Annotated in this window: 20 protein-coding genes; 11 read left to right on the top strand and 9 right to left on the bottom strand. The window is 58.7% G+C overall.

Annotation, left to right across the window (positions count from 1 at the left end; translation table 11 throughout):
* Positions 1-12: 12 nt before the first annotated feature.
* The 5 genes from EEQ99_RS26645 to EEQ99_RS26625 all read right to left on the bottom strand — a co-directional run bounded on the left by EEQ99_RS26645 (position 13) and on the right by EEQ99_RS26625 (position 5,776).
* Positions 13-840, bottom strand: a complete 828-nt coding sequence (locus EEQ99_RS26645) for a glycoside hydrolase family 16 protein (RefSeq protein WP_097544930.1) — start codon at positions 838-840, stop codon at positions 13-15.
* Between the two features lie 50 nt (positions 841-890).
* The gene (locus tag EEQ99_RS26640) at positions 891-2,372 is read right to left on the bottom strand and encodes a lipopolysaccharide biosynthesis protein (protein WP_127431344.1); all 1,482 of its coding nucleotides are present in this window, start codon (positions 2,370-2,372) and stop codon (positions 891-893) included.
* An 82-nt stretch (positions 2,373-2,454) separates the two neighbouring features.
* Positions 2,455-3,699 (bottom strand): glycosyltransferase family 4 protein, encoded by a 1,245-nt coding sequence (locus EEQ99_RS26635; RefSeq protein ID WP_063474362.1) that lies wholly within the window; start codon positions 3,697-3,699, stop codon positions 2,455-2,457.
* On the bottom strand, positions 3,696-5,045 hold the full coding sequence (locus EEQ99_RS26630) for a glycosyltransferase family 4 protein (protein ID WP_174824505.1): 1,350 nt from the start codon (positions 5,043-5,045) through the stop codon (positions 3,696-3,698). Before EEQ99_RS26630 ends, EEQ99_RS26635 begins: the two co-directional genes overlap by 4 nt.
* Positions 5,042-5,776 carry a Crp/Fnr family transcriptional regulator gene (locus tag EEQ99_RS26625; RefSeq protein WP_063474360.1) on the bottom strand — a complete coding sequence of 245 codons (735 nt, stop codon included), beginning with the start codon at positions 5,774-5,776 and terminating at the stop codon, positions 5,042-5,044. The genes EEQ99_RS26630 and EEQ99_RS26625 overlap by 4 nt, the downstream gene beginning before the upstream one ends.
* Before the next feature lie 472 nt (positions 5,777-6,248).
* Here EEQ99_RS26625 and EEQ99_RS26620 point away from each other — a divergent pair, with 472 nt between their 5' ends.
* From EEQ99_RS26620 to EEQ99_RS26600, 5 genes are all read left to right on the top strand, one after another.
* Complete coding sequence (locus EEQ99_RS26620) at positions 6,249-6,953, top strand: sugar transferase (RefSeq protein WP_028756174.1); 705 nt, start codon at positions 6,249-6,251, stop codon at positions 6,951-6,953.
* 134 nt (positions 6,954-7,087) lie between these two features.
* Complete coding sequence (locus EEQ99_RS26615) at positions 7,088-8,845, top strand: GumC family protein (RefSeq protein ID WP_047618564.1); 1,758 nt, start codon at positions 7,088-7,090, stop codon at positions 8,843-8,845.
* The gene (locus EEQ99_RS26610) at positions 8,842-9,864 is read left to right on the top strand and encodes a glycosyltransferase family 2 protein (RefSeq protein ID WP_174824504.1); all 1,023 of its coding nucleotides are present in this window, start codon (positions 8,842-8,844) and stop codon (positions 9,862-9,864) included. Before EEQ99_RS26615 ends, EEQ99_RS26610 begins: the two co-directional genes overlap by 4 nt.
* A 6-nt stretch (positions 9,865-9,870) precedes the next feature.
* Positions 9,871-11,268 carry a polysaccharide biosynthesis/export family protein gene (locus tag EEQ99_RS26605; RefSeq protein ID WP_097595694.1) on the top strand — a complete coding sequence of 466 codons (1,398 nt, stop codon included), beginning with the start codon at positions 9,871-9,873 and terminating at the stop codon, positions 11,266-11,268.
* A 125-nt stretch (positions 11,269-11,393) separates the two neighbouring features.
* The gene (locus EEQ99_RS26600) at positions 11,394-12,863 is read left to right on the top strand and encodes a hypothetical protein (RefSeq protein ID WP_127431342.1); all 1,470 of its coding nucleotides are present in this window, start codon (positions 11,394-11,396) and stop codon (positions 12,861-12,863) included.
* A gap of 185 nt (positions 12,864-13,048) precedes the next feature.
* On the opposite strand, the gene EEQ99_RS26595 is transcribed toward EEQ99_RS26600, so the two are convergent.
* Entirely contained in the window at positions 13,049-13,348 is a 300-nt protein-coding gene (locus EEQ99_RS26595) for a hypothetical protein (protein WP_047618555.1), read from the bottom strand.
* A 306-nt stretch (positions 13,349-13,654) separates the two neighbouring features.
* Here EEQ99_RS26595 and EEQ99_RS26585 point away from each other — a divergent pair, with 306 nt between their 5' ends.
* Together EEQ99_RS26585 and EEQ99_RS26580 are read left to right on the top strand one after the other, a co-directional pair.
* The gene (locus tag EEQ99_RS26585) at positions 13,655-14,569 is read left to right on the top strand and encodes a glycosyltransferase family 8 protein (protein WP_097544937.1); all 915 of its coding nucleotides are present in this window, start codon (positions 13,655-13,657) and stop codon (positions 14,567-14,569) included.
* A gap of 132 nt (positions 14,570-14,701) precedes the next feature.
* Positions 14,702-15,724, top strand: a complete 1,023-nt coding sequence (locus EEQ99_RS26580; protein WP_025570051.1) for a glycosyltransferase family 2 protein — start codon at positions 14,702-14,704, stop codon at positions 15,722-15,724.
* 285 nt (positions 15,725-16,009) lie between these two features.
* Here the strand turns inward: EEQ99_RS26580 and EEQ99_RS26575 are convergent, their stop codons facing one another.
* Entirely contained in the window at positions 16,010-16,762 is a 753-nt protein-coding gene (locus EEQ99_RS26575) for a Crp/Fnr family transcriptional regulator (protein ID WP_028756167.1), read from the bottom strand.
* 451 nt (positions 16,763-17,213) lie between these two features.
* On the opposite strand from EEQ99_RS26575, the gene EEQ99_RS26570 reads away from it, so the two are divergent.
* A complete protein-coding gene (locus tag EEQ99_RS26570) occupies positions 17,214-17,870 on the top strand; it encodes a sugar transferase (RefSeq protein WP_028756341.1) in 657 nt (218 codons plus the stop codon).
* A gap of 71 nt (positions 17,871-17,941) precedes the next feature.
* On the opposite strand, the gene EEQ99_RS26565 is transcribed toward EEQ99_RS26570, so the two are convergent.
* Positions 17,942-18,244 (bottom strand): hypothetical protein, encoded by a 303-nt coding sequence (locus tag EEQ99_RS26565; protein ID WP_028756340.1) that lies wholly within the window; start codon positions 18,242-18,244, stop codon positions 17,942-17,944.
* A 564-nt stretch (positions 18,245-18,808) separates the two neighbouring features.
* Positions 18,809-19,918, bottom strand: coding sequence for an acyltransferase family protein (locus tag EEQ99_RS26560; protein WP_025570058.1), 1,110 nt, complete (start codon positions 19,916-19,918; stop codon positions 18,809-18,811).
* A gap of 256 nt (positions 19,919-20,174) precedes the next feature.
* Here EEQ99_RS26560 and EEQ99_RS26555 point away from each other — a divergent pair, with 256 nt between their 5' ends.
* The 3 genes from EEQ99_RS26555 to EEQ99_RS26545 all read left to right on the top strand — a co-directional run bounded on the left by EEQ99_RS26555 (position 20,175) and on the right by EEQ99_RS26545 (position 26,716).
* Positions 20,175-22,493 carry a membrane-bound PQQ-dependent dehydrogenase, glucose/quinate/shikimate family gene (locus EEQ99_RS26555; protein ID WP_127431341.1) on the top strand — a complete coding sequence of 773 codons (2,319 nt, stop codon included), beginning with the start codon at positions 20,175-20,177 and terminating at the stop codon, positions 22,491-22,493.
* A 100-nt stretch (positions 22,494-22,593) separates the two neighbouring features.
* A complete protein-coding gene (locus EEQ99_RS26550) occupies positions 22,594-24,378 on the top strand; it encodes an adenylate/guanylate cyclase domain-containing protein (protein WP_127431340.1) in 1,785 nt (594 codons plus the stop codon).
* A gap of 166 nt (positions 24,379-24,544) precedes the next feature.
* Positions 24,545-26,716 carry an adenylate/guanylate cyclase domain-containing protein gene (locus EEQ99_RS26545; protein WP_047618548.1) on the top strand — a complete coding sequence of 724 codons (2,172 nt, stop codon included), beginning with the start codon at positions 24,545-24,547 and terminating at the stop codon, positions 26,714-26,716.
* Positions 26,717-26,722: the final 6 nt, after the last annotated feature.

The following is a 26,722-nucleotide window of genomic DNA, read 5'->3' as shown; positions in this document are numbered from 1 at the left end:
CCCGTCCCCTGCTCAATTCGCCGCGTCGGTGGGCTTCCGCTGGTAGACGTGGATATAGTCGACGAGCAGGATGGAAGGATTCGGCGTTTCATCGATCGGCCAACCTGAGCCGAGTGCCAGGTTCACCAGCGGATAGAACGGCATATGGAACTCCTTCGGCGTATCGAAGCTCCAGATGAGCTGGCGGTCGAGGTAGAAGCTCGTCTTGTCAGCTTGGATATCGACGCCGTAGGTGTGATATTCGCTGTTCAAAATTCCATCCTGGACGGTTTGCCAATGGCCACCGGTGGTGTTCTGGCCACCCTGGCTCTGACGCCAGATATGAAAGCCCATGCTGAATTCGTAGGGCGCGCGTCCATAATATTCCAGGACGTCGATCTCTGCGGTGTATTTCGACCGGTCGAGCCCGATGAGCCAGAAGGCCGGCCAGACGCCCTTGCCCGGCGGCAGCTTCATCCGTGCTTCGAAATAGCCGAACTGCTGCGAGAATCCTTGGCCTTTCGGGTTCACCGACGACAACAGGCCCGAACGCCAGGTTCCATCGGCCTCCTTGCGCGCTTCGATCTTCAGAATTCCCTGATCGGTGGTAAACGGAAAGCCGGGGGCCGGATCGGTGAAACGGGCGTCACCGAAATCGCCGTTCCAGGGCGTATGGGCGATCCAGCGAGAGCTTTTCTCTCCCCAGGCCGAAACGTCGAGGCTGTCGAAACTCTCCTCGAACGTCAGTTGGTAGGCATTGATATTGAGCGGCTCCTGGGCAACGCTCGGTTGGCCGGGTAACGCCCCCAGTCCGAGGATGATGAGCAAACCAAAAGCCTTAGAAGATACCTTGTAACGCATTCTGCTCCTCCGAAAACGCCAAACCAATCGTTGGACTGCACTTGTTTCGATCATGAAGTGAGAACCCCGCTTCGTCGCGGCATGAGCCTTTGGACGACGATGGTCTCGATGCCGTCGGGTCTACCGACAACCTGCCACACGAGCAGCGCGAAGGCCCAGAAGATCGCTACTGCCGCCCCGCCGCAAAGCGCCAGGCTGACGACAAGGTTGAGGCCGACAGGCATGGCGGAGAGCATCGGCTCGATCCACAGCAGGAAAGCGATCATCGGCAAGCTCGCGGCCAGAGGCCGTAAAAAGGCATACAACTGAGCGGCAAACGTCGCGCCGATCAGCCGCCGCGTGATGATGAGCGATGCGGCATAGGCGACAAGCACCGCCACGATCCGCGCACCCAATGCTCCTGCTACCTGAAAATAGACAACGCCCAGGATGGTGACCGGAACCCTGACGGCGAACTCGGCAAACATCCGGAGAGCGAGATAGCGGGTTTTGTTCAGGACCATAGCCAATGGCGGCATCATGTTCGTGGGAAGACCGAGCAGACTGACGATGCACAGCCATTGTAGAATCGGCGCCGCGGATGCCCATTTCTCGCCGACGATAATGCGTACGGACGGCTCGGCAAGAAAAGCGAGCGCGAGGAGGATGGGCGCGGCAACGAAGGTGATCGCGTTCGTCGCCTTCAGATAGGCCGCGATCAGATTGCGACTGTCATCGACGGTCGAGAATGCCGCCATCAGCGGACGCAGTAATGGCCCAACGAAGGTCTGGTATGGAATACCGGCGATGTTGTCGGCGACGCTGAAGGCGCCGAACGTCGACAAGCCGGTAAAGCGCGGCAAAAGCAGCCGGTCCAGTTGCCAGTTGATCGAACTCAGTACCTGCGAGACGGTGTTCCAGCTGATCATGTCCTGAAAGTGCTTCCACTCGGAAAGGCTGAACCTCGGCCGCATCGGCGCAAAGACATAGGAGGTGATCGCCGCGGCGGTCGGGCCTGCAACCGCGCCGATCGCCAGTCCCCAATAGCTGCCGGTCGCGACCGCCACCCCGACACCGAATAGCAGTGTCGACCCCTTGGTGATGAGATCGAGTGCGAACTCGCGTTTGAAATCGAACCGCTGCATGAACAACACCATGCGCGGGCTGATCACACTGCGCATGGCAGGCGCGATGGAGAGCACGGCGACAAGAGAGAAAATCCGGGAATCGTCATAGATCAGCGCCATCGGCCAGGAGATGATCATCATCAGCGTGCTGATGGCCACGCCTCGAAGCAGGCTGAGGGTAAGGGCCGTGGCAAACATATCGTCCGAAGGCGACGGCTGACGCATCAGGGCCTGCGTCAGCGGCAGGTCCAAAATTGTCTCGACGATGACCAGCACCGAGGTCGCGATGGCGACCAGGCCGAAATCCGCGGGGCTCAAAAGCCTTGCCAGGACAAGGAGGCTGACGAAATCGAGCATCCGCGCCAGGAATTTTCCGCTGATGGTCCAGATGCTCGCCGTCGCCGTCCTCTGAGATACGCTTGACATGGTCTGTTTATTTATTCCTCGTCGAGGGTTTGAGAGACGGTTTCGGTCGCGGCGGCAACGCAGGCGGCTCCGCTTCTTCCCGTCAGCCCGGCCGTCTTCTGAAGACGTCGGCGGGTCGGTCGCCATGGGTGGATAGTTGTTGCTCGATCAGGCCGGACAGACGGTCGCGGAACACGGCGGAAGAGAATTTCAACGAGTGCGCGCGGATCGCATGCGGATCGATATCGTCCTCCACCTCTTCGAACGCCGCCATCGTTTCCAGCAGAGCTTCTGTGGTCTGCTCCGCGAAGCGAAAGCCGACCTGCGGCGAGGAAACGGTTTCCCTGGCGCCGCCGGCGTCGAACGCCAGGACCGGCCGCCCCGATGCCATGGCTTCCACCGGCAGGATGCCGAAATCTTCGGTACCCGGAAACAACAGGGCGCGGCATCGCGACAGGTGATCGCGCAGAACGTTGAAGGGCTGATGGCCGAGAAACTCGACGGTCGGTCCGGCAATCGACTTCAGATAAGCCAATTGTTCGCCCTCGCCGATCACCACCAGTTTTCGGCCGGCCTCGGTGCAGGCGCGAACGGCGATATCCGGCCGCTTGTAGGTGGTCAGCTGTCCCGCATAGAGATAGAACTCGCCTTTCCCCTTCCCCACCGCAAAATCATCGGTCGCAACGGGAGGATGGATGACGATGGATTCCCGGTCGTAGAAGCGGCGGATGCGGCTTGCGACATAATCGGAGTTGGCGACGAACAGATCGACCCGCGAGGACGTCGTCACATCCCAGGCGCGCAGCATGGGCGCGGTGATCGACATCAACGCGCGGCCCACCCAGGGAAGGCCATGGCGATAGACATGGAACTGATCCCAGATATAGCGCATCGGCGAATGGCAGTAGCAGACGTGGAGGGCGTCGGCGCGTGTGATGATGCCCTTGGCGGGTCCGGATTCGCTCGACAGCACGAGATCGTAATCCTGCAGGTCGAACTGCTCGAGCGCGAAGGGCATCAGCGGCAGCATCTTGGTATAATGACGCTGCGCGCCGGGGATCTTCTGCAGGAAGGACGTGCGGATGTTCCGCGTCTTCAGAAAATCGCTGATGCGATCCCGGTTGCAGACGAGGGTGAAGATGTCGGCCTGCGGAAACATGCGGCACAGTTCTTCGACGACCTTCTCGCCGCCGCGCATCGAAACGAGCCAGTAATGCACGATGGCAACCCGCAGCTGCTTGGTTTCGCTTGCGCTTCCGGCCTCCGCGACGCGTCTTTTCGCCATCACAGGCGCATCACCAAGAAATGCTCTCGCGTCAGGAAGAGAGGTTGTTGCTTTAAGGGTCAACTGAATACTCCTTGTATCGCCACACCGTCTGTCAGTTCGGGAACCACATTCGTTGAAATCAGGCTGTGATATTCGGCAAGAAGCGCGTCGCGCCATTCTTCGTGTGTCGAGGCGAGATCCGGCGACAGCCGGAAAGCCCGCTCGCTCATGGCGCGGACCTCATGCCTCGGCATCTGGCTAAATCGCGCCAAAGTCTCGGCAAAGGCGCTTTCGTCAGCCGTATCACAGGCAAGCGCCATGCCGGCTCTTTCCATTTCCTCGGCGAGAAAGGCGCTGCGCGACATGATGACCGGCAGACCGCTCCTGGCTGCTTCGATAGCGACGAGGCCGAACGGCTCGGGATAGCGCGAAGGCATCAACAGGGCACGCGCCTTGCGGATGGTCGGGCCAATCTCCCCATGCGACTGCCAGCCCAAGGCCCTGACGTGATTTCCTGACGCTGCGACCAACGGCATCAGCGGCCCGTCCCCGATCACGCAGAGCCTGACGCCGGCTCTGCGCGTGGCGGCCACAGCGTCTTCTATGCCCTTCTCCTCGTCCAGCCGCCCGATGAAGACGAACTCGTCGTTGGCCTCCGCCTCGATGCGTTTGATGGAGAGAGGAGCGACGGGATTGCGGATCGTCGTCAGCCGCTCCGGTCGATAGCCGGCGCCGACGAGAAAGCTCGCCATCTTCTCGTGCAGCAGAATTATCCGGCCGAAATCGGCCTGATCCTTCAGGCGCCGGAGGATATTGGAGCCGCGGGCGACCCGCCACAATTTATGCGAATAACTTCTCTTGTCGCAGGCCGTTGCGATGCAGCTTCCCCCGACCGGACGTCGAAGGCAGATTTCCTGCGCCTGATAGTCGAAGAACGCGCCGTTGGGGCAGGCCGTGAAGAAATCGTGTGCGTGAACCACGCATCGCCTGGCGACCGGCATCAGCGCCCTGAAAATTGCCGGAGACAGGATCTGGTGCCAGCCATGCACATGATAGACGGTGTTGGCGGTGTCCTGTGCGGCAATCCAGTTGGCGACCATACGGACGGCGGCGCCATTGTGAATGCCGGTCACGAAAGCCTTGGCACGTTCGGCGCTGAGCAGGTCGCGGCTGTTCAGCCCGACCATCGAGACCCCAAGTGCGGCAAGCTCCGCATTGGCGGCGTCATCCCCGCAAATATAGGTTACAGGGATGCTGAGTCCCCGAAAAAGCTTGGCAGACAACACCGCAAGCGCTGTTGCACCGCCTCTGGCCACCGAGTAGTCGTCGATGATGACGACGCGATCGATTTTTGTGGTGCCGGGGCGGGGAAAGCGGCCGAAGCTAGCAGCGGATCGAGGGGCCTCGGGGAGCGATGAGCCCATCACTTCACCGAAACCGCGTTGGCACAGGCCTCCAGCGCCTTGCGGTTGAGAATGCGGATCTTGCCCTGCCCGCCGTCGATGATCTTGCTTTCCCGCAGGCGCCTCAGGCATTGATTGACCTTCTCGCGGGACGCCGGCAGCGTCGCCGCCAGGTCATTTTGCGAGATGACCAGCTCGTCCCCGCTGTTTGCCGCATCTTTTCCATATACGGCGGAGAGCCGCAGCAGCGTACTGGCCAGCCTCGACTGCAGGCTCGACGCCGCATTTGCAATGATCCGGAGTTCAAGCTCTGAAATACGCGCCAGCGCCCTGGAGAAGACCTTTTCGCGAAAGCTGGGGTCGCTGGCGTACATGTCGCGCAGCAGCCGGCCTTCGAAGAAATGCAGTTCGCAGTTGGAACCGGCTCGGTATTCGAGGCTCAAGGCCTGCCTGCGCAGAACCTCGAGCTCGCCGATAAGGCCCGATTTCGGAATGATCTCGACGATGAATTCCCTGCCGTCGGGTAGCATCGTGCTTGCGCTGACCACCCCCGACTGTACGCGCGCAAACGTATCGACCAGAACGCCGGCCCCGGCGATGACCTCGCCGCGCCGGAAACGTCGGACGCTCGATCGGCAGGAAAGAAATTCGTCGTCAATGACGATGCGACTGTTGAGATGAATGCCGCCGTTAGCCGGTACCGCCGCCTTGCCGATGCCGGCTCTGCGATCTGATGCGTGTGTCAACCCGTCCATGCGCACAACTCCCAGTACTCGAATAACCATAGGCAATGCTGCACTGCATCATTTATATTGTCTTAATATGAGAGTCAAATAACATCGGCAAGAGATAACGCAAAGACAAAGTCTACATTTGGTTGAGAAGCAAAAGATACATTATCAATTGCAATCAAAATTTCGGCGAAACCACAAAACCATCGTTCAATCAATGACACATGCTTATTAAACAGTCTTGGTGAATTAAAAATCAGCAACAATCGAAATGATCATATCAAAGCTGTAAATGAATCTGCGCCTATTAATCACCATGAAGTAGGTTAGATTGTCATTAGATATGAAAATAAGGCTATTGGGTGTAGTTGGAATTCACTAATGCCGGTTAGTAGCATAAAGAATTTGTTAAGGATTATGACCTTGGTAACAGACAACCAGGGTGCGGCGCAGCAAACTTTCAACGGTTCTTAATCGGAATGTTTGGAGACCACCGATGACATGGGAAGCACATAGTTTCGAGGCTTGGTCGCGTGTTGGGCGGCCGCCCGCGAAAGGCGGCGATCTCCATTCGTCCCGGCCCCGTGCAGCGGGCAGATCGTCGAAGCGCGCGATAGACCTTTTCATCGCCGTTATCGCCTTGATCCTGCTTTCCCCGCTTCTGTTGCTCGTCGCACTGATCGTGAAGATGAGCGACCGCGGCCCGGTCTTCTATTCCCATACGCGCATCGGGGTCGGCGGAGCGCCATTCGGATGCCTCAAATTTCGGACGATGAAGACCGACGCGAGTGCTCAGCTTGCCGAATTGCTGGAAAACAACCCGGCTGCGCGAAGCGAATGGGAAGCGACGCGCAAGCTGAAGGACGATCCGAGAATCACGGCCGTCGGCGAGATTCTGAGGCGGTCGAGCATCGACGAGCTTCCGCAACTGATCAATATCATGCGCGGCGAAATGAGCCTTGTCGGCCCCCGGCCGATCACCGCCGAGGAACTGCCGCGCTACGGCGAGCATATATGGGCCTACATGGCCGTCCGCCCGGGCCTGACCGGTCACTGGCAGACCAGCGGGCGCAATGATGTCAGCTACGAGTACCGGGTTTCCCTCGACGTCCAGTATCTCAACAATTGGTCGCTCGGCCGGGACTTCGTCATCATTGCCAAGACAATTCCCGCCCTGTTTTCGCAGCGTGGCTCGTACTGAGCCTTCAGGGGGAGGGCTGCCGATCATGCCTGAAATCGGAAGACACGCTACTCCCCCGTCCCCTCCAAGCTGCCAGCACCCGGTCACCCGGTGCCTGGTGACTCCGTGATTTCGCCATTTTGGAATAGGACGACATGACCTCGAGCACGATCTTCAGCGGTGTTTCTCCGATATCTCTGCCTCCCGCAGCCACTGGCGGGAATTCGCCGCTGACCTTGCGGGATATGCTGTTCTTTCTCAGAATGCGCTGGCTGTGGATTGTGACGACGACGATCGCCTTCCTCGCAATCGCAGGGAGCTACCTGCTGACCGTCGAGCCGACTTTCGTTGCCAACACGCAGCTTGTGATCTTCCCCCAGGTGAGCGGCTCCGAAGCCCAGAGGGCTTTCGCGGAAGACGCATTCATAGAGGGTCAACTGGAGATTGCCAAATCCAGCGATGTCGTCAGCGGAACGGTAAGAGTCCTTGGTCTCGACACCGATCCTGACTTTGTCGATCAGACGCCTTCGCTGCAGGACAGGGCAAAGAACTGGTTGATGGGAATCTCTTCAGAACCGGACGCATCTCAGGAAACGGCAGACGCAGCCCCGAGTGAGAGACGACCGCAGACGGAAGAGGAGCGGACCCACGATCGGGCGATCGCCACTCTGCAGAGTATGATGGGAGTACGCCGGATCGGCAGTTCGACGATCATCGAGATATCGGCGGCAGCGTCCACCCCTCAGAAGGCAGTCGACATCGCCGACACGCTCGCCAGGCAGTATATCCAGAAGAATATCGCGATGAAGGCCAATGCTTCCCGGCAATATAGCGACTGGCTGGCAAAATTCGTAATCGAGCAGCAACGGGGACTGGCCGAAGCTGCCAGCGCCCTGGCCAGCTTCACCAGCAATCCGCGCGATCAATTCAAGCTTGCGGAACTGCAGAGCGCGACGGACGCTCGCCGCACCCTCTATGAAAATACCTTGAACCAGCTGACCGAAGCCAAGCAGCGCATCACCTACCCGGTGTCCGATGCGACGATCGTCTCACGAGCCACGCTGCCTCTTTCGAAGGAGAGACCACGCAGCACGCTCATCATCGCCTTTGCGGCGGCGGTTGGTCTTGGCGCCGGCCTGGCACTTGCCATGATCAGGCATGCCGGCGATCGCCGGATCGTCCGCCCCCATCAGATCGCGGAAGCCGGTGGGTTGCCCTTCGTCACTTTGCTGTCGACATCGAGGAAGAGCCGGAATGGAGACCCCGCGCGTTTCCTCGCCGCCGACACCGGCAGTAGCGACACAGCCGCCTATCCTGTTATTCCGGGCATGGCGGAATTGAGCGCGACGGTCGTCGGTCTTCGGCGCAAACGCCGGGTCGTCATCGGTATAGTCGCCGTCAATCCCGGCAGTGGCGCATCGACCATAGCATGCGAACTTGCGGTGCTGTCGTCGATATCAGGGGCGCACACGCTGCTGATCGATGCGGCCGCGCAGAAATCCTCGCTCAGCAAATCTATCGCGCCCGATAGTTCCACAGGCCTAGTCGATGTTCTCGACAATGGTGAGCTGATTCAGACGGCGGCATTGCCGCTCACCCCGACGCTGAAATTCCTTCCTCTCGGCAAGGTCGAAGCGGTGACGCCGGCCATTCGCCTGAGTTCCCGCCGCACGCAGTTGAGCTTTGCCGACCTGAAAAAGGAATTCGACGCCATATTCGTCGATATCTCCTCATTCTCCGCGTCGCCGGATGCCAATGCGATCGCGTCGGAGCTGGACGGTGTCCTCGTGGTGACCTCGCACGGGCACACTTCGATCGACGATACCATGCGCGTCATCGACACGCTGCGGAATGTCGGCGCGGAGATCCTCGGGGCGATCATCAACCATGCGCCGAAGAGAATGCAGTCATGACCTCCCCCTCGGCAGAAGCAACCAGGCAGGACGGGTCGATCGGGCCGGCGCCTGTCCCTTGCGGACCTGAAGCCATGGCGGAGCGCGCAAGCCATCCACTGCGAATGGCCGTGGGGATCGCCTCGGCGGGCCGCCCCTCGATACTGCGGGAGACGGTCGACTATCTGACCACCCTGCCGAACCAGGCGGAGCGGCTGATCGTCTGCGTGCCCGCGATCGACGATGCCGCCGGGCTCGCCGACCGCTGCGATGTGGAAGTCATCGTCGGCAGCCGCGGCCTGACCTCTCAGCGCAACCGGATCATCCAGGCTGCCGCTTTCGATATCGATGTTCTGATCTTCCTGGACGATGACTTCATTCCCGCCGCGACCTTCCTGCCCCGGATGGCGGCCGTCTTTGCGGCTAACCCCAACGTGGCGATCGCCACCGGCGAAGTCCTGGCCGACGGTGTCCTCGATGGTGGCCTCAGCATGTCAAAGGCCCTGCAGGTTCTTGATACTGCGGGCGAAGCAACCGAGCAGGTGACGGAGGTCTACAACGCCTACGGATGCAACATGGCAGTTCGCCTTTCACCCGTTCTCGAGCACGCGCTGGCCTTTGACGAACAGCTGCCGCTCTATGGCTGGCTCGAGGATGTCGATTTCAGCCGGTCCATCGCCCGCTATGGCAGGTCCGTGCATGTCGAAGGCGCCCGCGGGGTGCATCTCGGTGTCAGATCCGGGCGCCAGCCCGGGCGAAGGCTCGGCTATTCGCAGGTTGCCAATCCCGTCTATCTGATCCGGAAGGGCACGATGTCGAGGGGTCGTGCCGTCGTCCAGATCGGCCGCAACATCCTGGCGAATACGCGGGGCCTCTTGTTCAATGACCGCTTGATCGACCGCTGGGGACGTCTGAACGGAAATTTTCTGGCGCTGTCCGATCTTGTTGTCGGCCGTACCTCTCCGTCCCGCATTCTCGAGTTCGGCAATCCTTCGCCGCGCGAGATGCCGTCGCCATCGATCGCAACGAAACGGAGATAGCAGACAATGCAGCACACATCCTTGTCCGATCGCCTCGTCTCCGTCGCCCTTGCCTTGCTGGTATTCTCCTGCATGACCGGCTGGAGCGTCGCCCATGCGGAAAACTACACTCTTGTGCCGGAAGACCAGGTGAGACTGCGTGTCGTTGAATGGCGATCGTCGGATTCCCGATATGCCAGCTGGGAGGCGCTCGACGGGACCTATGCCGTCGACGATGCCGGCAATCTGTCGATCCCGATCGCCGGCCAGGTGCAGGCGATCGGGAAAACAACGCAGCAGGTCGCCGATGCGATCGCCGGCGCACTGTCCGAAAAGGCCGAACTGCCGGGAAAACCGTTCATCGCCCTGGAGATCGCCCAGCATGCGCCGATCTTCGTAACCGGAACCGTGCAGACCCCCGGGCGCTATGCTTTTGAGGCAGATATGACGGTCATGAAGGCCGTCAGCATTGCCGGCGGCTTCCTTCGGGATCGCGAGGAAAATACCGTCTTCGAGCGCGACCGGATCCAGGCTGCAGGCGCCTATCGAACGGCCATTCTCAACAGGCGCGATCTTCTGATGCGCCAGGCGCGGCTGCGTGCCGAAATTGCCGGCGAACAGAGTTTCGAGATCCCTGCCGAGCTCGTCGGAACGCCCGATGTGGACAAGCTGAAGGCGCAGGAATTGAACCTGATGCGGCTGCGCCGCGTCGATATCCAGAGCCAGATCGACGCGGCGAGCGACCTCGCGCGTCTCTACGGCCAGCAGGTCGAGTCGCTCGAAGCCAAGATCAATTCGCAGAAGCGGCAGATCGATCTTGCGCAGAAGGAACTGGATAATGTCAACAGTCTGGTGAGCAAGGGCCTGGTCAGCAATTCCCGTCAGGTCTCGGTCGACCGCTGGGCGGCGGATGCACAAGGTACGCTGATCGATCTCGAGGTCGCCCTGACCACGGCTCGCCAGGGGCTCAGCGAAGCCGATCGCTCGAAGATCAACATCGCCAACAGGCAGAACAGCGAAAACCAGGAACTGCTGAATCAGGTCAATCTCGCGATCGGCAGGGCGGCAATCGACATCCAGGTGGCCCAACTCCTCGGCGAACAGGCCGGATACAGCGCTCAACTCGCGCAGATGAACACCGACATGCCGGGTCTTGGCAGAGCACAGAAAAACTACCGGATCGTGCGTCGCAACGACGATGGGACTTATCGCAACATCGAGGCGGACGAGACGACCACCTTGCGGCCACATGATGTCGTCGAAATCGGCATCGACACCGACACCGACACCGACCTTCAGACGCCACCGCCTCCACTGCAACTGCAGTCCGCGCCGCAGCAGCAAAGCTCGGCAGTCCCGCTGTCTAATGTCGCCGGAGACAATCAGGCGGCTCCCGGCTGGATATCCCAGACGGGAGCGAATTAGGGGGCGGCTGTGATCATCGATGACAACAGGCGGCTTTCGCCTCAAGCATCGCGCCGAAAGCCGGATACCGGTTTTCGGCAAACCCGATGCCTTGGCCGTTCGTCCTCCGGATCGGGATCTGAAGCATGTCGATAGAACCGATCGGCTTCCTCATTCTGCTGCTTGGCCTGCTCACCATGGTCAACGGCGCGCGTTTTTCTATAGCGACCCTCTGCCTGTCGACGCTCTTGGGCGCCGCAGCGGCGCTCCAATTGCCGGCGCTCGGCAGCAGCAGCATCCAGCCGAGCCATCTTCTGGTGCTCTTTCTCGTTGCGGCCGCCCTGCTGCGCCCGGCTCAAACGCAGGCCATACTGACCAGCCTCGCCTATCCAGGCCCCGGCTTCTGGTTTGCCACCTACATCCTGTTTTCCGTGGCATCGTCTTTCTTCTTGCCCCGCATTTTTGCCGGCGCAACCCTCGTCTATTCCTCGGCACGAGACGCATCGGGCATGATGTCGACGGTAGCCGCGCCGCTGGCGCCGGGTTCGTCCAATCTCAGCCAGTCTGTCTATCTGCTCGGCGACCTCGCCTGCTTTGCCCTCGTTTCAGGGCTTGCAAGACTTGGATATGCCCGTTTCATCGCACAGCAGTTGATCGTGGCGTCAATCGTCTGTTTTGCCCTGGCGTTGATTGATATCGGAACCTTCCTGACCGGCCAGTCCTACCTGCTCGATGTCATCAGGAACGCAAATTATACGATGCATACGGCCGAGACGATCAGCGGCTTCAAGCGCATTGTCGGCCCCTTTCCCGAAGCAAGCATGTATGGCGCGGTCGCACTGGCCTATTTTTCCTTCACGCTCATGCTCTGGCTGGAGCGTGTTCAAAGCCGAATGGCGGGACTTGCAACGATCTTCATCGGCCCGACGATCGTCCTCTGCACGTCGACGACCGCCTATATCGCGGGCATCTTCGTCGTCTGCATGTTCGTGCTGTTCTGCCTGAAACGGCTGATCGGGGGGCCGGCTACGACGCCGCATGTCACACTCCTGGTGATCACGCTGTTCTTGATCCCCTGCGCCATCGTCGCACTCAGCCTTGTCCCCGACGCGTGGGATTCCATCGCCGGCCTTGTGAACACGACCTTATCGGACAAGCTCCAATCGCAATCCGGCGAAGAGCGGACCGCCTGGAATACGCTGGCATTGATCGCATTCGTCGACACCGCTACCTTCGGCGCCGGGCTCGGCACGGTTCGAGCTTCGAGTTTTATCGCAGCCCTGCTCTCTAATGTCGGTTTGACCGGCACTCTGCTCTTCGCCACCTTCCTGTACAGCCTTGTGAGGGCGTCCGGCCGCCACATATCAGGCGATCGGAAAACGCACGCGATCGGAAACGCCGCAATTATGGCATCGATAGCCCAGGTCGCCTCGGCATCGATATCAGGAAGCGGTACCGATCTCGGCTTGCTGTTCAGCACCACGGCGGGCCTGGCGGCCGGTTGCCTGGCGACAACCAATATCTCGCCACGACAGGCGACCCGATCGCTTGCCAACCGGACCCCACTGGAGACATCGACATCTCAGATGAGAGCGCCGATGTTTTCAACGCGATGACGCCCGCCTTGCAGTTTCGCCATGGCGCGAGATGGTCTCGTCGAGCCATCGGCATGCCCGCGCCGGTTCGGAATCGGCCGGCCGCGCCGCATCTTTCAAACATTGCCGGTAATAGCAATTCGTCGGCCGAACGCGATCGCGCAAAACCGTCCCCAGAAGGCTATTCTGCGGATTCTATGTCAAAATCAGCTCTGCTGGCGCTCTCTGGTGGCCGCGACGTTATCTGCGACGGAATTGTTTTGCCGCTGCCTGGCACTACGCCGCACAAACCCCGAAACGAACACGCCTGCCAAGTAGCCAACTTCCATGAGTGCGAGGATGGCAATGGCAGAGAGGATGGCCGCGATCATGGAGGAGCCGTCGCTGAAAACCACGCTGCCGAAGCCGATTGCCACGAGGAAGGCGAAAATTGCGAAAGCCCAGGCACGGATGGAAGCTCCGGCAGCTATCGATATCACCGCTGCCACGACTGCGGTGATCAGCATGACAATTCCCGTTCCCTCTGCTTTCCGACAAGGGTCCCGGTACCGACCGTCGTACCGCGAAACACGATGTCGAAACACAGCCTTTTTACAGGCAAGGCACTCTTCATGGCGAATATCTCAACAATGAAACACATAAAAACCGCCGGCGGCCAGACACCCGTTCAGCTCTGCGGCGCTGAGCACCGGCTATATATACCGAACAGGGCCTTCATATGACAGACCCGTCGGCTCAATTCTCAATCGTTCCCTCGACGGGCAAGTCAATGCCGATTCATTCGTATTGCGCACAATCGGAAGGGTGATGACATGAACAATCAGTGCGTCGTCTACGTCACGGATGTCGAGTATTCATTTCCGACCATTCTCTCCGCACTTCAGGCTCGCAAATTTGCAAGCCCCGCGACAGATGTCTGCGTCCTCATGTCGGAACATCTCGATAATTTCGAAGAGCTGAAAGCCCTGCTGGCAACGAGCCGGGTCGACTTGATCGATGCGACCGACGCGCTGCGGGATTCGCTCGGCAAGCTCGACAGTTCGCATTTCCAGGGACGCATCAGCGTCAGCACCATGGCCAAGCTGGTCCTTTGCGAGATCCTGCCTGCCAACTATACCCAGATCATCTATCTCGATGGAGATACCCAGATCGTCAGCGATCTCAGTCGGCTCGAAAATGCCACTGTGCCCGAGGGCAGGTTTTTCGCGGCGCGCGATTACACCGCGATCCATGACTTCCTCGACACTGGAAAGAGCAGCTACTATTTCAACGCAGGGGTGCTGAAATTCCACCGCAACGGTTGGATCGGGCAGGAGGCGCTTGAGCTTTTTGCTAAAAACCCCGAGGCCTGCGAGGGCAAACATGATCAAGGCGCATTGAATTATGTCTGCGGTTCATCGCTTATACTCGTATCGAACCGCTGGAACTTCCCCAAACAGTTCCTTCATCTGGTAAACATGTCCTCCCTGTCGATCGTCCATTACATGGCGCATCCGAAGCCGTGGCATGGCACCTTCTTTCCATGGACCGACAAGGAAAGCCAAGTCTACGTCGACCTGCGCAAAGCACATCCGATTTACAACGCGCTGTATCGCGGAATAAGCTTCGACCGTAAGATGCTGTATAAATACCGATCGATACGAGCGCGCATCGAACACGCAATCGAGAAAAACGGACCCCATCCGCGCGTCCAGAGCCTGCTGGTCGGCGGCGACTACGCCGTATGATGATGTGTTGTTGGTCAGACCTGAGGATTGTCCGCGTGACGGATGTCGGGATTGCCGGTCGAGCCGTGGATTGCAGGCGGATGCGCAAGTATTCATCCATTCACCCAGAATGGATAGTGTTCAGGACAGAATATGAGTTATAGGGCTTCCGCCGCCAGTATCTCGCATTACCTAAAAGCTCGCCTGCGCCGGACGCTCAAGGCTCGGCAGGTTCGCTACGACCTGCTGCGCGACGGGCTCAAGCAGGCGCGTCATGTCGTCATCTGCGTCATCCGCGACGAGGGACATCGGCTGGCATTCTTCCTGCAGTATTATCGCGATCTCGGCTTCGAGCACTTCATCTGCATCGACAACGGCTCGTCCGACGGTACGGCCGAGTTGCTGTCCAGCTTCGACGATGTGTCCCTTCTTTCGGCTCATGGCTCCTACAAGGCGGCGAGATTCGGAAACGACTGGATCAACGAAGTAATCAACCGCCACTGCCGGGAGAAATGGGTCCTCTATGTCGATGCGGACGAGTTTCTGGTCTATCCGCATTGCGACACACGACCGATCGATCAATTGACCACCTATATCGAATCCATGGGCGGCCACTCGCTCCGCTCGGTCATGATCGACATGTACAGCCCGCATCCCGTTCTCGAAAACATATGCGAACCCGGTCGCAACCCGCTCGAGGTCTGCAATCTCTTCGACCGATCCGGCTATGTCGCACATTTCGACAAACGCAACGGGACGATATGGATCAAGGGCGGCGTCCGCGGGCGCGTCTATTTCCACGACCGGCTCTGGGACGGCCCCGCGCTCAATAAGATACCACTCGTCTATATCAAGGGTGAACGTCTGTTTCTGAAATCATCGCACCAGGTCTGGCCGCTCTCCCTAAATCTGGGCGACATGCGCGGAGCGCTCGGCGTATCCGGCGCTCTTCTGCATTTCAAGTTCCTGTCGACCTTCGTGCACAAGGTTGCCGATGCGGCGCACCTGTCCCAACATACGGAAGAATATACCGTATACTCTTCGAGCAAGGACATGGATGACTTCGTCTGTGAGGATACGGGCACCTACAGAAGCTGGAAGGACCTGTCCGATCACGGGCTGATCCAGGGTGAAGGCTGGCAATACTGGAGACATGCTTGCGAGAGCGAAGTCTAGAGCAATTCCAGCAAAAGTGCGTAGCGGTTTTCCGTCCGGAATTGCGTGAAAACAAAGAGATAGAGCATTTCCATGATTCGGAGAAAAACGGAAATGCTCTAAAGCAGGCCACGCAAAATCCGCAGCGGTTTGCGATAATGTGCATGAAGGCAAACCGCCAGGCTGATCTTTCGGCCCTGCTTGCTCCGATTTATCAACGCCCACCGCATCAAACACAGAACCCGCCGGTGGCGGGTTCTGTCGAGGCTTTCTGCTGCTCCGTTTTTTGTTTATCGCGGCGGTGCCTCAAGCGAGAGACACTGCCCCCTCGGCATAAGCCTCAAGCGCCTTCCGATTGAGAATGCGGATTTTGCCCTGTGTCCCGTCAACCACCTTGCTCTCGCGCAAACGGCGCAGACATTGGTTGACCTTCTCACGCGACGCCGGCAGCGTCGCGGCCAGGTGGTGTTGGGAGATAATGAGCTCGTTGCCGCTATTCTGCGTATCGACGTTGTACAAGGCACAAAGACGCAGCAGCGTCCGGGCCAGCCTCTGCCTTAAACTCGACCCGGCGTTGGAAATAATCCGCAGTTCGAGTTCTGAAACACGCGCCAGTGCCTTCGACAGGATCTTCACCTGAAATTGCGGATCATTCGCACACCAGTCCCGCAGCAAACGGCCGTCGAAGTAATGCAGTTCGCAGTCCGCCGTGGCCCGATATTCCAGGCTGAGAGACTGTTTGCGCAACACCTCCAATTCGCCGATCAAGCCGCCTTTCGGAATGATTTCCACGATGAACTCGCGTCCATCGGCAAGCGGGGTGCTTGCACTCACCATTCCGCGCTGCACGCGGGCAAACATGTCGATGACGACACCGGCGCCGGCAATAACCTCACCGCGACGAAATTTTCGAACACTCGAGCGGCAAAACGGAAACTCGTGATCCAAATCCGGCCGGCCGCCGTAAACAATACCTACAGGACCGCAAGTAACCGTTTCGCTTATTCGCGCCGCGCCTCCTTCAATCCTGCTGTCTTTGATGCTAATCGCACCGTCCATACGCGCAACTCCAAGCAGACTAATTGATTTATTGTCGTCACCGACATTCGTAATGCGTTAAGTTAGAAAGTCAAATAATAATAATATAAAATTTACATTCTAAAACTATACATAATTCTGACGAATCCTCACATTTATATATCATAAAATCCATATTTAATTCTGTCAAAAGCACACTTTTGAAGCTGTTGGATAATTTTTATACAATTCGAAACAATTGTGCGCCGTTAGAATAGGCCAACAATATAATAATAATATTTTTACCTGGAATAAATATTTCCAACATCACAGATGTATATTTTTCTAAAAAAATACTTCTTCAACTATTCACAAGAAATTCTTCACATGATAAAGAATTTATCCACGGTTATGACTTCGGTCACAGACACCAAACTTGCACTCAAACAAGCTTTTGACTGTGATTTCTGGGATTCGCCTAACGGAGACGCGGATGGCGGGAAAAAATCATGGGCGCAACCCAACCGAACCTTGGCGGGATTTCGCCAGGGCGCGGCAGGAAAGGCGTCCATTCAATTCGTCACAATCCCATACGATCAGCAGACTTCTGAAACGCGCATTCGACATCATCATTGCGACAGGTCTCTTATTCCTTTTGTCACCGTTTCTTCTGTCCGTAGCAGCCATCATAACGCTAAGTGATTGGGGACCCATTTTCAATTCCCATCCGCGGATCGGTTATAAGGGAAAAGAGTTTGGCTGCCTCAAGTTTCGCACGACACGCGCCGACGCAACGGCCAAGGCACATGTCACTGTCGTCGGCGCTATCGTCAGACGATCGAGCCTCGACAAGCTCCCGCAATTGATCAACGTGTTGCTGGGTCAAATGAGCCTCGTCGGGCCCCACGCCATTACCAAGGAAGAGCTGCCGCGTTACGGCGAACATGCCTCTGCCTATATGGCCGTCCGTCCCGGCTTGATCGGCCACTGGCAGATCAACGGACGCAACGACGCCAGCCATCAGAACAGAGTTTCCCTCGACGTCGAGTATTTGTCCAAATGGACGCTCGCGCTGGATTTCGTGATCATCGCAAAAACACTCTCGGCCCTGCTTTCCCGGCACGCCTTACTGCCCAGGGTGGACTCCTAAGCAATTCCAGCAAAAGTGCTCAGCGGGTTTGCGTCCATAGCACAGCCGAGCTTCCTGCCGCATCGGTCATGTCACCATCCATGAGGACGCTTGCCGGTCGCATGGGAGCGGTCAGCGATGGAGGTCTTTTTCCGGCGCTTCTGAATATGCCCCCCCAACGAGAAAGCGAAGAGACCCGCCAGATAGCATATCTCCATCAATACAAGCACTTGGAGGCCGGAAGCGATTGCCTCCGTCAAGGAAGAACCTTTCAGCAGGATCACAACGCTCAAAGCCGCGACCAGCAGAAATGCAAAGAATGCGAAGGCCCAGGCGCGAATGGTCGCTCCGGCGGCGAAGGAGACGGCAATCACGATGAGCGTGCTCTTCAGCATTATTCTGCTCCTCTCTTCACCTTCTTCAAGCCACCGTCAGCCCCTCAATGACATGACAAAACCCAAAGTCGAAACGAAGTTCGATCAAAGTATTTTATCTATTGCCGTTAAAATATTGCTAATAGCCGCCCAACAGATCGATTGAACAACACTGGAGAATATTCAACTATTCATCCAGAAGGGCCGATCACTCCCCAAAAATCCAAGAAACCATCGGATACGACAGCTGGAAAAGTTGGGCATTTGGAGGATTAATACAGTCATAGATCTAGCCACGACGTTACCTTGTCCAACCGAAAAGATCAGTCTGAACATAGGCTTACGCATGAGCGGATATGCGCGCCAAATCCGGGCCGCGCTTATCGGTGTAGGTACGTCGATATGGCAGTGATCGTGCAGCAAGCCTGCTGCAAACCAGGCCCTTGCAAACGGCCCGGATTTTCGTCTGTGGCGCTCAGCCAGCATCAAAGAAACAGGGCTCGCGGTGATGGCGAGCCCTATTGAGTTGTTTTCTGGATTGAGCCTGTTCCGGAATTGCCCGCCTCCAAGCCGGCATCCAGAACTCTATTTCGAGACCGCCCCGGCCAGTTGTCGTTTCGTGCCGCGCTGAAGCCTGAGATTTTCAAGCCAGGTTACTTGTTTCCTCAATTTCAACGCCGGCTTTTCGATGAATCTCCACGAGAAAGCGGCAAAGCAGGTGGCAATAATGCTGCAGACGATGCCGTTCAGCCACCAGTTATGCGCCCAAGGCCCGAGCGCGACGAAGGCCTGCTGGATCGGGTAGCCGTAGAGGAAGACGCCATAGGAATAGTCGGCCCCGCGCAGAACACCAAGCTTTCGGGGCGAGGTCAGACCGAGGAAAACCGTGACATATCCGATTGCCGGGATGGCAATGAAGTCTCCGAAAGAGGTGAACCAGTAGGCCCAGAGGATGACTGCCACTGAGGCGAGGAAAATCCGGATATCCCAGCGAACCCTGTCCTTGTAGAGATAGAAGGTCACCCCCACCAGAAATGCACAAATAAGCAGATTGCCCGATGCGGTCGTGGGCATGGTGGCCCAGTCGCTTTCATGCTTCCAATATCTTGCGATACCAAAGGCTATGATCAAGGCCGGCGTTGCGATCAGGGCGATCACGCGCCGCCTGACCACGCCGAGCAGAAACAGGGCGGCGATCGCAGCATAGCACTCAAGCTCGAAGGGCACCGTCCAGAGTTGCCCGTTCACCATCGCAGCATCAGGATTGTCCAGGAATACGCCGGGAAGATTGAAGTGAATGTGCCCGGTGACGTTCAGCAGATAAGTAAAGAACTGAGGATCGGTGAAATAGTCACGCAGGTCATACTCCGTATAGATCGCTCCGAGTATAAAGGCAGCCAGCAACACTTCTACCGCAAGAGCAGGGTAGATCCGGATAAACCGATTCCCGAGAAAGGAGATCAATGTCTTCGATCGTTCAAGACTGCCAGCCACCAGGAACCCGCTCAGGACAAAGAACATGGGCAGCACTGACTTGATGACAGGACGGAAGGGTGACTCCCAAAGAAAGAGGTCATCGCCGTACGTGACGCGGGCCGTATGTATCCAAAGCACTGAAAAGGCTAACAGTAATCGCATATAATCGAATCCTGTCGGTCGCCCGTTCGCTAGATCAAGCTTTTCGCCGAGAAACATCTGTGCCCCTTTCAGAAGTATTGACTCGATTTGGAATGGCAAGCCGTTGCCGCAGGAGCGGCGGCGGCATCATTGCCGGATCGGGGCGGCGTGTCAGTGACCACAGCTACATCAAGTAAAAATTGAACGAGAGAGCACCGCTCTCCCGAAGATACGTATCCGACCGCCAATCCAATGGCCCCGCGCTTCCCGGGGCGCCATGCGACGGTCGGAGTTGGGATCCAGGCGATCGGGCAGCAGATTGGATGAGGAGACTATGAAATTTCTAGCCACCCTGTTCTGTATTGTTCTCGCCCTGATCGGATTGGGGCTGATAGGAGGCGGCGCCTTGCTGCTCAGCCTCGGCGGCTCGCCCTATTATGCGATCGTCGGGCTTGCCTATCTGGTTGCCGCGTTTCTGCTCTGGCGCCGCAAGACCTCAGGCGGCCTCATCGTCCTGCTTGTCGCCATCTTCAGTTTTCCCTGGGCGCTATGGGAATCGGGTCTCAATTTTTGGGCACTTTTTGCGCGCTTGATGTCTCCGATCGCGCTGGCGGGTTTTGCGCTTCTCTTTGCGCCATCGCTCTCGCCGACCGCCAACCGGAAGCTCTACCATGGCGGCGCCCTGGTCACGGCGATCCTGTTCGTTGCCGGTTTTAGCCTTGCTTTCACGCCGCATGGCGTCATCCGCCCTTCCGCCGGCATCACCGCCTACAAGGCGACCAAGGGCGACAATTCTCCCTCCGATTGGACCTCCTATGGCCGCACCACGGCGGGAGATCGTTACTCGCCCTTCGATCAGATCAACCGCGGCAATGTCTCCAAACTCGATCTTGCCTGGACATACCGCACCGGAAAGAGCGATGGCGCCGATCAGAACACGCCTCTGCAGATCGGCGACACGGTCTACACCTGCACGCCGACGGATGTGATCGCAGCGCTCGATGCCGATACCGGCAAGCCGCGCTGGATCTTCGATCCCAAGGCGACGGCGCCTTACTGGCAGCGCTGCCGTGGTCTCGGTTACTATAAGATGCCGCAGGACGCGCAATCCGCCGACGGTCTTTGCAACGAGCGCCTGGTGCAGACAACGATTGATGCCCGTCTGCTGGAGATCGACAGCAAGACCGGCGCCCCCTGCAGGGGCTTCGGAGACAATGGCACCGTGCAGCTCTCCCAGGGCATGGGCGAAGTCAAGACAGGCTATTACTTCCAGACATCGGCGCCGCTGATTGCCCGCAATCTGATCGTCGTCGGGGGCTGGGTCACCGACAATCAGGAGGTCGGCGAACCCTCGGGCGTCATCCGCGCATTCAACGTGGTCACCGGCGAGCTCGAATGGGCATGGGATCTCGGCAATCCTGAGGTCACCAAACTCCCACCGGAGGGCCAGACCTATACGCGGGCCACACCCAATATGTGGACGACGGCCGCATTCGACGACAAGCTCGGTCTCATCTATGCGCCGCTCGGCAATACCACCCCGGATTATTACGGCGTCAATCGTCCGGCCTTCGCCGACCAATACAACGCGACATTGGTGGCGCTCGATGTGACGACCGGGCGGGAGAAATGGAAGTTTCAGACCGTGCATCACGACATCTGGGACTATGACCTGCCGGCTCAACCGGTCCTGATCGATCTGCCTGACGGCAATGGCGCCACCGTGCCCGCTCTCCTGCAGACCACCAAACGTGGGCAGCTTTTCCTGCTCAACCGTCAGACCGGCCTGCCCCTTGCCGAAGTCCAGGAGAAGCCGGTGCCGCAGCAAGGCGGCGCACCGGAAGAGAAACTGTCTCCGACGCAGCCCTATTCCGTCGGCATGCCGACCATTGGCGCGGAACGCGTGAGCGAGCAGACGGCTTGGGGCCTGACGATGTTCGATCAGCTGGCATGCCGCATCGCCTTCCGAAAGATGCGCTACGACGGCGATTTCACCCCGATCGGCACCCAATATGCGATCCAGCAGCCGGGAAATCTGGGTGGCCTTAATTGGGGAAGCGTATCGGTCGATCTGCCCAACAACCGAGTCTTCATGAACGATATCCGCGTACCGAGCCTTTTCGCGCTCATCCCGCGCGCGGAGTATGTCGATTTTGCCCTCACCACGACCGCGCACGGCCCCTCCGCCCCGCAGCGCGGTACGCCCTATGGCATGGCCACCGAAATGTGGACCTCGAGGCTCCGCGTTCCCTGCACGCAGCCGCCCTTCGGCACCGTCACGGCGGTGGATCTGAGTACCCGCAAGATCGCCTGGCAGGTTCCGGCGGGGACCGCCGAAGAACTCGGGCCGTTCAAGATCAAAACCCGTTTGCCTATGCCGATGGGCTTGCCGAGCTATGCCGGCACTTCAGTGACCGCCGGCGGTGTCGTTTTCTTCGCCGGCTTCCAGGACTACTATATCCGCGCCTATGATGCCGAGAACGGTACCGAGCTTTGGAAATATCCCCTGCCGGTCGGCTCGAGCGCGACGCCCATGACCTACGTCTCGCCGAAAACAGGCAAGCAATATGTCCTGATATCGGTCGGCGGCGCACCATATTCGAAGGACGCCGGCGACTACGTCTTTGCCTTTTCGCTGAAAAACGGAGATTAGCCTGGCCACCGGCCGCTTCTCAGCAAAGGCAAACGGGATTTGGCGACGCTACCGCTCACACTGTGTTATTTTGGTCCGACAAGGAACTGAGGCTACGAGCGTGACGCGAAAACTGGCGGCGATCCTGGTCGCGGATGTGGTCGGCTACAGCCGTCTCGCCGGTGCGGACGAGGATCGCATCCTGGCGCGGTTGAGAACTCTGCGCAGCGATCTGGTCGATCCGACCATCGCCGTGCACAATGGCCGTGTGGTCAAGCGTACCGGGGATGGAAGCCTCATCGAGTTTCGCAGCGTCGTGGACGCCGTGCGCTGCGCAATCGAAGTGCAGACTGCCATGGTCGAGCGCAATATCGGCGTGTCGCCCGAGCATCGCATCGAGTTCCGGGTCGGGATCCATCTGGGGGATGTGGTCGAGGAAAGCGATGGCGACTTGATGGGCGACGGCGTCAATATCGCCGCGCGGCTGGAGGGCATTGCCAAGCCCGGCGCCATCTGTCTTTCCGAGGATGCCTACCGCCAGGTGAAAGCGCGGCTTGATCTTGCCGTGACCGATCTCGGCCGGATCCAGCTGAAGAATATCGCTGAGCCGATGCAGGTCTATTCTCTCCAGGTCGGACCGCTGTCGAACACGGCACGACAAGTCCAGCCCGCAATGAAAATGCCTCCGGTTACGGCCGTTTCCGACAAGCCCTCCATCGCCGTATTGGCGTTCAACAACATGAGCGGCGACGCCGAGCAGGAATATTTCTCCGACGGCATCAGCGAGGACATCATTACCGACCTTTCGAAGCTCTCAGAATTGCACGTGATCGCCCGCAACTCATCCTTCGTCTACAAGAACGTCACAGCCTCCGTGCCTGAGATGGCCAAGGCGCTCGGCGTCCGCTATGTCCTGGAAGGCAGCGTGCGCAAGGCCGGCAACCGCGTGCGTGTCACTGCCCAATTGATCGACGCCAACAATGGCGGGCATATCTGGGCCAGCCGCTTCGATCGCGAACTCACGGATATTTTTGCGGTTCAGGATGAGCTCACCCAGGAGATCGTGGCGGCGCTGAAGCTGAATCTCACGCATGGCGACCAGGACCGGTTAGTCCAAGGGCGCGCAGTCGATATCGGCGCATACGAGCTCCTATTGCGCGGCCGCGAGCAGGCGTCAGCCCACACCCGAACCGGCAATCTAGCCGCCCGCAGCCTGGCGGCCGACGCCCTCGCTATCGATCCGGATTATGCGGCAGCCCAGGCCCTGATTTCCTTCACGCATGTGCTCGACTACATCAACGCGTGGAGCAACGATCCGGAGGCTTCGCTGCGGATCGGACTGGATCTCGCGCAGCAGGCAATGGAGATGGCCGAGGAACAGCCGAATGGCCACTTCGCGCTGGGCATGGCTTGCATGTGGAACCGGGAACTGGACCGGGCGCGCGCAGAAGTGTTGCAGGGCCTCACGCTTTCTCCCAACTCCGCCGACCTCCTGATGCTGATGGCCCATATCCAGATATTTTCCGGCGATCCCGCAGGCGCTCTCGAGACACTGAATGAATCGATGCGGCTCGACCCGCACCATCCGGAAGTTCTTTTCCAATTTCTCGCCGATGCGCACTTTTCTCTCGGCGAATATGAGCAGGCGATTGCCGCGATCGAGCAGCGGCTCCAGCAAAACGCCCAATCTGAAACGGCCTATGCCCTGCTCGCGTCATGTTACGGCCACCTCGGGCGGCCGGAAGAGAGCAGACAGGCCTGGGAAAAAGCGCTCCAGATCAATCCCAATTTCTCCGTCGAGCGCCGCCGCCGCGTCCTTCCATTCCGAAACCCCGAGGACTTTAGCCGCCGTGTTGAAGGCCTCCGCAAGGCGGGCCTGGTGGTCCCGGATACTCGCCAAAGCTGACAGGAACTGCAGCTCGGACCGACGTCCCGGCAACTCATTTCACGCAGTTGATTTCGCGAGGCATGTCGCCGGCGAGCGTGATGCCACTTTGGGCGACTGTCATGGCAACGGCTCGGCACCTGCTGTAAGATATCGGTCGGGGATCTGACACCCAGGAAGAGCTGGTATGGAGCGCCGTCTTGCAGCAGTCCTGATTGCAGATGTGGTCGGTTACAGCCGTCTGAGCGAAATCGACGAAGAGGGAACGCGTATCCGCTTCCACTCCGATCTCCACGAACTCTTCGAACCGAAGATCGCCACGCATCACGGCCGCCTGATCAAGACCATGGGCGACGGAATCCTGGTTGAGTTCCAAAGCGTGGTGGATGCCTTGCGCTGCGCCGTCAAGATCCAGCAACAAAAGGCAGAACGCAATGCAGCCCTGCGTCCCGAGCAGCGGATGCTTTTCCGCATCGGCGTCAATCTCGGCGATGTCATCGTCGAAGGAGAGGACATTCACGGAGACGGCGTCAACATAGCCGCACGGCTGGAGAGTCTTGCCCAGCCCGGCGGAATTTGCATATCCGGCACCGCATTCGATCACACGGTACACAAGGCTGATGTCGGCTTCTCCGCCCTCGGTGAGCAGCAACTGAAAAACATAGCCGATCCGGTTCGCGTCTATCGTGTCCTGTTAGATCCCGCTGAGGCAGGCAAGGTTGTCGCCTCCCCTCGGCCGCGCCGCCGTGCGATTATCCTGGCGACGCTAGCAGCGCTGCTGATCGCGACCGCTGCAATTGTCTTCGTATGGCAATGGCCGTTCGTGCCGCAACGTCCATCCGTCGCGGTGCTTCCTTTCGCGAATCTGAGCAAAGATCCCGGCCAGGATTATTTCACCGATGGCATGACCGACAGCCTGATTGCAGATCTGGCCATGCTTTCGGACCTTGACGTCATCGGTCATAATTCGGTGTTTGCCTACAAAGGCAAGCCCTTGGTCTTGGCCGACATCGAACGCGATCTCGGCGTGCGCTTTGTCGTCGAGGGCAGCGTGCAGCGGATAGGCGACCAAATCCGTGTCAATGCGCAACTGATCGATACCGCAAGCGGCGATCACCTGTGGGCCAACCGGTTTAACCGCGGCGCGGCGGATGTGATGGCTGTGCAAAACGAGCTCAGTCGGCAGATCGCCGGCGCGCTTGGCCTGAAGCTCACTCGATCCGAGGCGGAGCGGATTACCCGTCCGCCGACCGCCAATCTGGAAGCATACGACTACTACCTTCGTGCCGAGCAGGCGACGCGGACCGGCCGCCGTTCCCGGCTGCTGGAGGCACTGGCCCTCTTTGACAAAGCAGAAGCGCTCGACCCCGGTTTTGCAGAGGCCTTCGCGGCCGATGCGCGCGCGACAGCTTATGTCTGGCGAAGCGCCTACGACGATGTTCTCCAGAGCGCGCTGGCCCGAAAAAGGGTCTACGAGAAAGCAAGTCGCGCGCTGGCTCTCGACCCGGTTCTGTCATCGCCCTACGCCGTTCTTGCCGTCATGCAGGTCGTGGACCGCCGCTATGAGCAGGCTGTCACCTCGGCGCAGCAGGCAGTGTCGCTCGGGTCTACCGATGCCGAGGCGCATATGGCGTTGGCATATGTTCAATTGTTCTCCGGCAATCATGCCGAAGCCGGCGCGGCCGTCGAGACGGCGCTCAGGCACGATCCGAACCTCTCCGCCATCAACCGATACACGGCCGGCCTGGTCTTTTATTTGCAGCGCGACTACGCAAAGGCCATCGACAATTTCCAACGCGCGCGAGACGGTTCTCCGGGAAATGGCGATTTCGTTACCCCGCTCGCGATGGCCTATGCCCGTGCCGGTCGCCTCGATGACGCCCGTGCGACAGTCACCGAAGGACTTCGCTTTGTGGCAGGGCGCGATTCCCTGGCGGGCTGGCGTATCAGCAACGCCCACTTCCGCAACGAGCAGGATTTGGCCTTTATCCTCGATGCTCTGCGCGAGGCCGGTCTGCCGGAATGGCCGTTCGCTTTCAAGGGCGACGAGCAGGACCGGCTGCACGACGACGAAATCACAAGCGCCGTCATGGGCAAACTCCTGCGGGGCAAGACCGAGCCCTCAGGAAGCCCTGCACTCATGCAAATCGAACGCGATGGAAAGGCTGCATTCCGCTCGGCGACGCAGATGATCACCGAGACGGTTTTCGTCCAGGGCGACATGCTCTGCGAGCAGAGCGAAAATGCATTCGGACGAGCCGATTGCGGCCCGGTCTACAGATCTGCAAACTCGCCTGCTGAAACTAGCTATGCTTACGTGAACTCCACCAAGGTCTTCTATTTTTCGCCCGTCAAATAGCCGCAC

This window comes from Rhizobium anhuiense (assembly GCF_003985145.1).
GTDB classification, from domain to species: domain Bacteria; phylum Pseudomonadota; class Alphaproteobacteria; order Rhizobiales; family Rhizobiaceae; genus Rhizobium; species Rhizobium anhuiense.
The sequence above is the reverse complement of the archived record's forward strand: the minus strand, read 5'-3'. Positions and strand labels throughout refer to the sequence as shown.

Excerpts from the sequence above, each read along its gene's own strand:
- EEQ99_RS26570 (WP_028756341.1), top strand. The coding sequence starts at position 17,214 with ATGGCGGGAAAAAATCATGGGCGCAACCCAACCGAACCTTGGCGGGAT.
- EEQ99_RS26595 (WP_047618555.1), bottom strand. The coding sequence starts at position 13,348 with ATGCTGATCACCGCAGTCGTGGCAGCGGTGATATCGATAGCTGCCGGA.
- EEQ99_RS26645 (WP_097544930.1), bottom strand. The coding sequence starts at position 840 with ATGCGTTACAAGGTATCTTCTAAGGCTTTTGGTTTGCTCATCATCCTC.
- EEQ99_RS26545 (WP_047618548.1), top strand. The coding sequence starts at position 24,545 with ATGGAGCGCCGTCTTGCAGCAGTCCTGATTGCAGATGTGGTCGGTTAC.
- EEQ99_RS26555 (WP_127431341.1), top strand. The coding sequence starts at position 20,175 with ATGAAATTTCTAGCCACCCTGTTCTGTATTGTTCTCGCCCTGATCGGA.
- EEQ99_RS26580 (WP_025570051.1), top strand. The coding sequence starts at position 14,702 with ATGAGTTATAGGGCTTCCGCCGCCAGTATCTCGCATTACCTAAAAGCT.
- EEQ99_RS26605 (WP_097595694.1), top strand. The coding sequence starts at position 9,871 with ATGCAGCACACATCCTTGTCCGATCGCCTCGTCTCCGTCGCCCTTGCC.
- EEQ99_RS26615 (WP_047618564.1), top strand. The coding sequence starts at position 7,088 with ATGACCTCGAGCACGATCTTCAGCGGTGTTTCTCCGATATCTCTGCCT.
- EEQ99_RS26610 (WP_174824504.1), top strand. The coding sequence starts at position 8,842 with ATGACCTCCCCCTCGGCAGAAGCAACCAGGCAGGACGGGTCGATCGGG.
- EEQ99_RS26585 (WP_097544937.1), top strand. The coding sequence starts at position 13,655 with ATGAACAATCAGTGCGTCGTCTACGTCACGGATGTCGAGTATTCATTT.
- EEQ99_RS26560 (WP_025570058.1), bottom strand. The coding sequence starts at position 19,918 with ATGTTTCTCGGCGAAAAGCTTGATCTAGCGAACGGGCGACCGACAGGA.
- EEQ99_RS26565 (WP_028756340.1), bottom strand. The coding sequence starts at position 18,244 with ATGCTGAAGAGCACGCTCATCGTGATTGCCGTCTCCTTCGCCGCCGGA.
- EEQ99_RS26625 (WP_063474360.1), bottom strand. The coding sequence starts at position 5,776 with ATGGACGGGTTGACACACGCATCAGATCGCAGAGCCGGCATCGGCAAG.
- EEQ99_RS26640 (WP_127431344.1), bottom strand. The coding sequence starts at position 2,372 with ATGTCAAGCGTATCTCAGAGGACGGCGACGGCGAGCATCTGGACCATC.
- EEQ99_RS26600 (WP_127431342.1), top strand. The coding sequence starts at position 11,394 with ATGTCGATAGAACCGATCGGCTTCCTCATTCTGCTGCTTGGCCTGCTC.
- EEQ99_RS26575 (WP_028756167.1), bottom strand. The coding sequence starts at position 16,762 with ATGGACGGTGCGATTAGCATCAAAGACAGCAGGATTGAAGGAGGCGCG.
- EEQ99_RS26620 (WP_028756174.1), top strand. The coding sequence starts at position 6,249 with ATGACATGGGAAGCACATAGTTTCGAGGCTTGGTCGCGTGTTGGGCGG.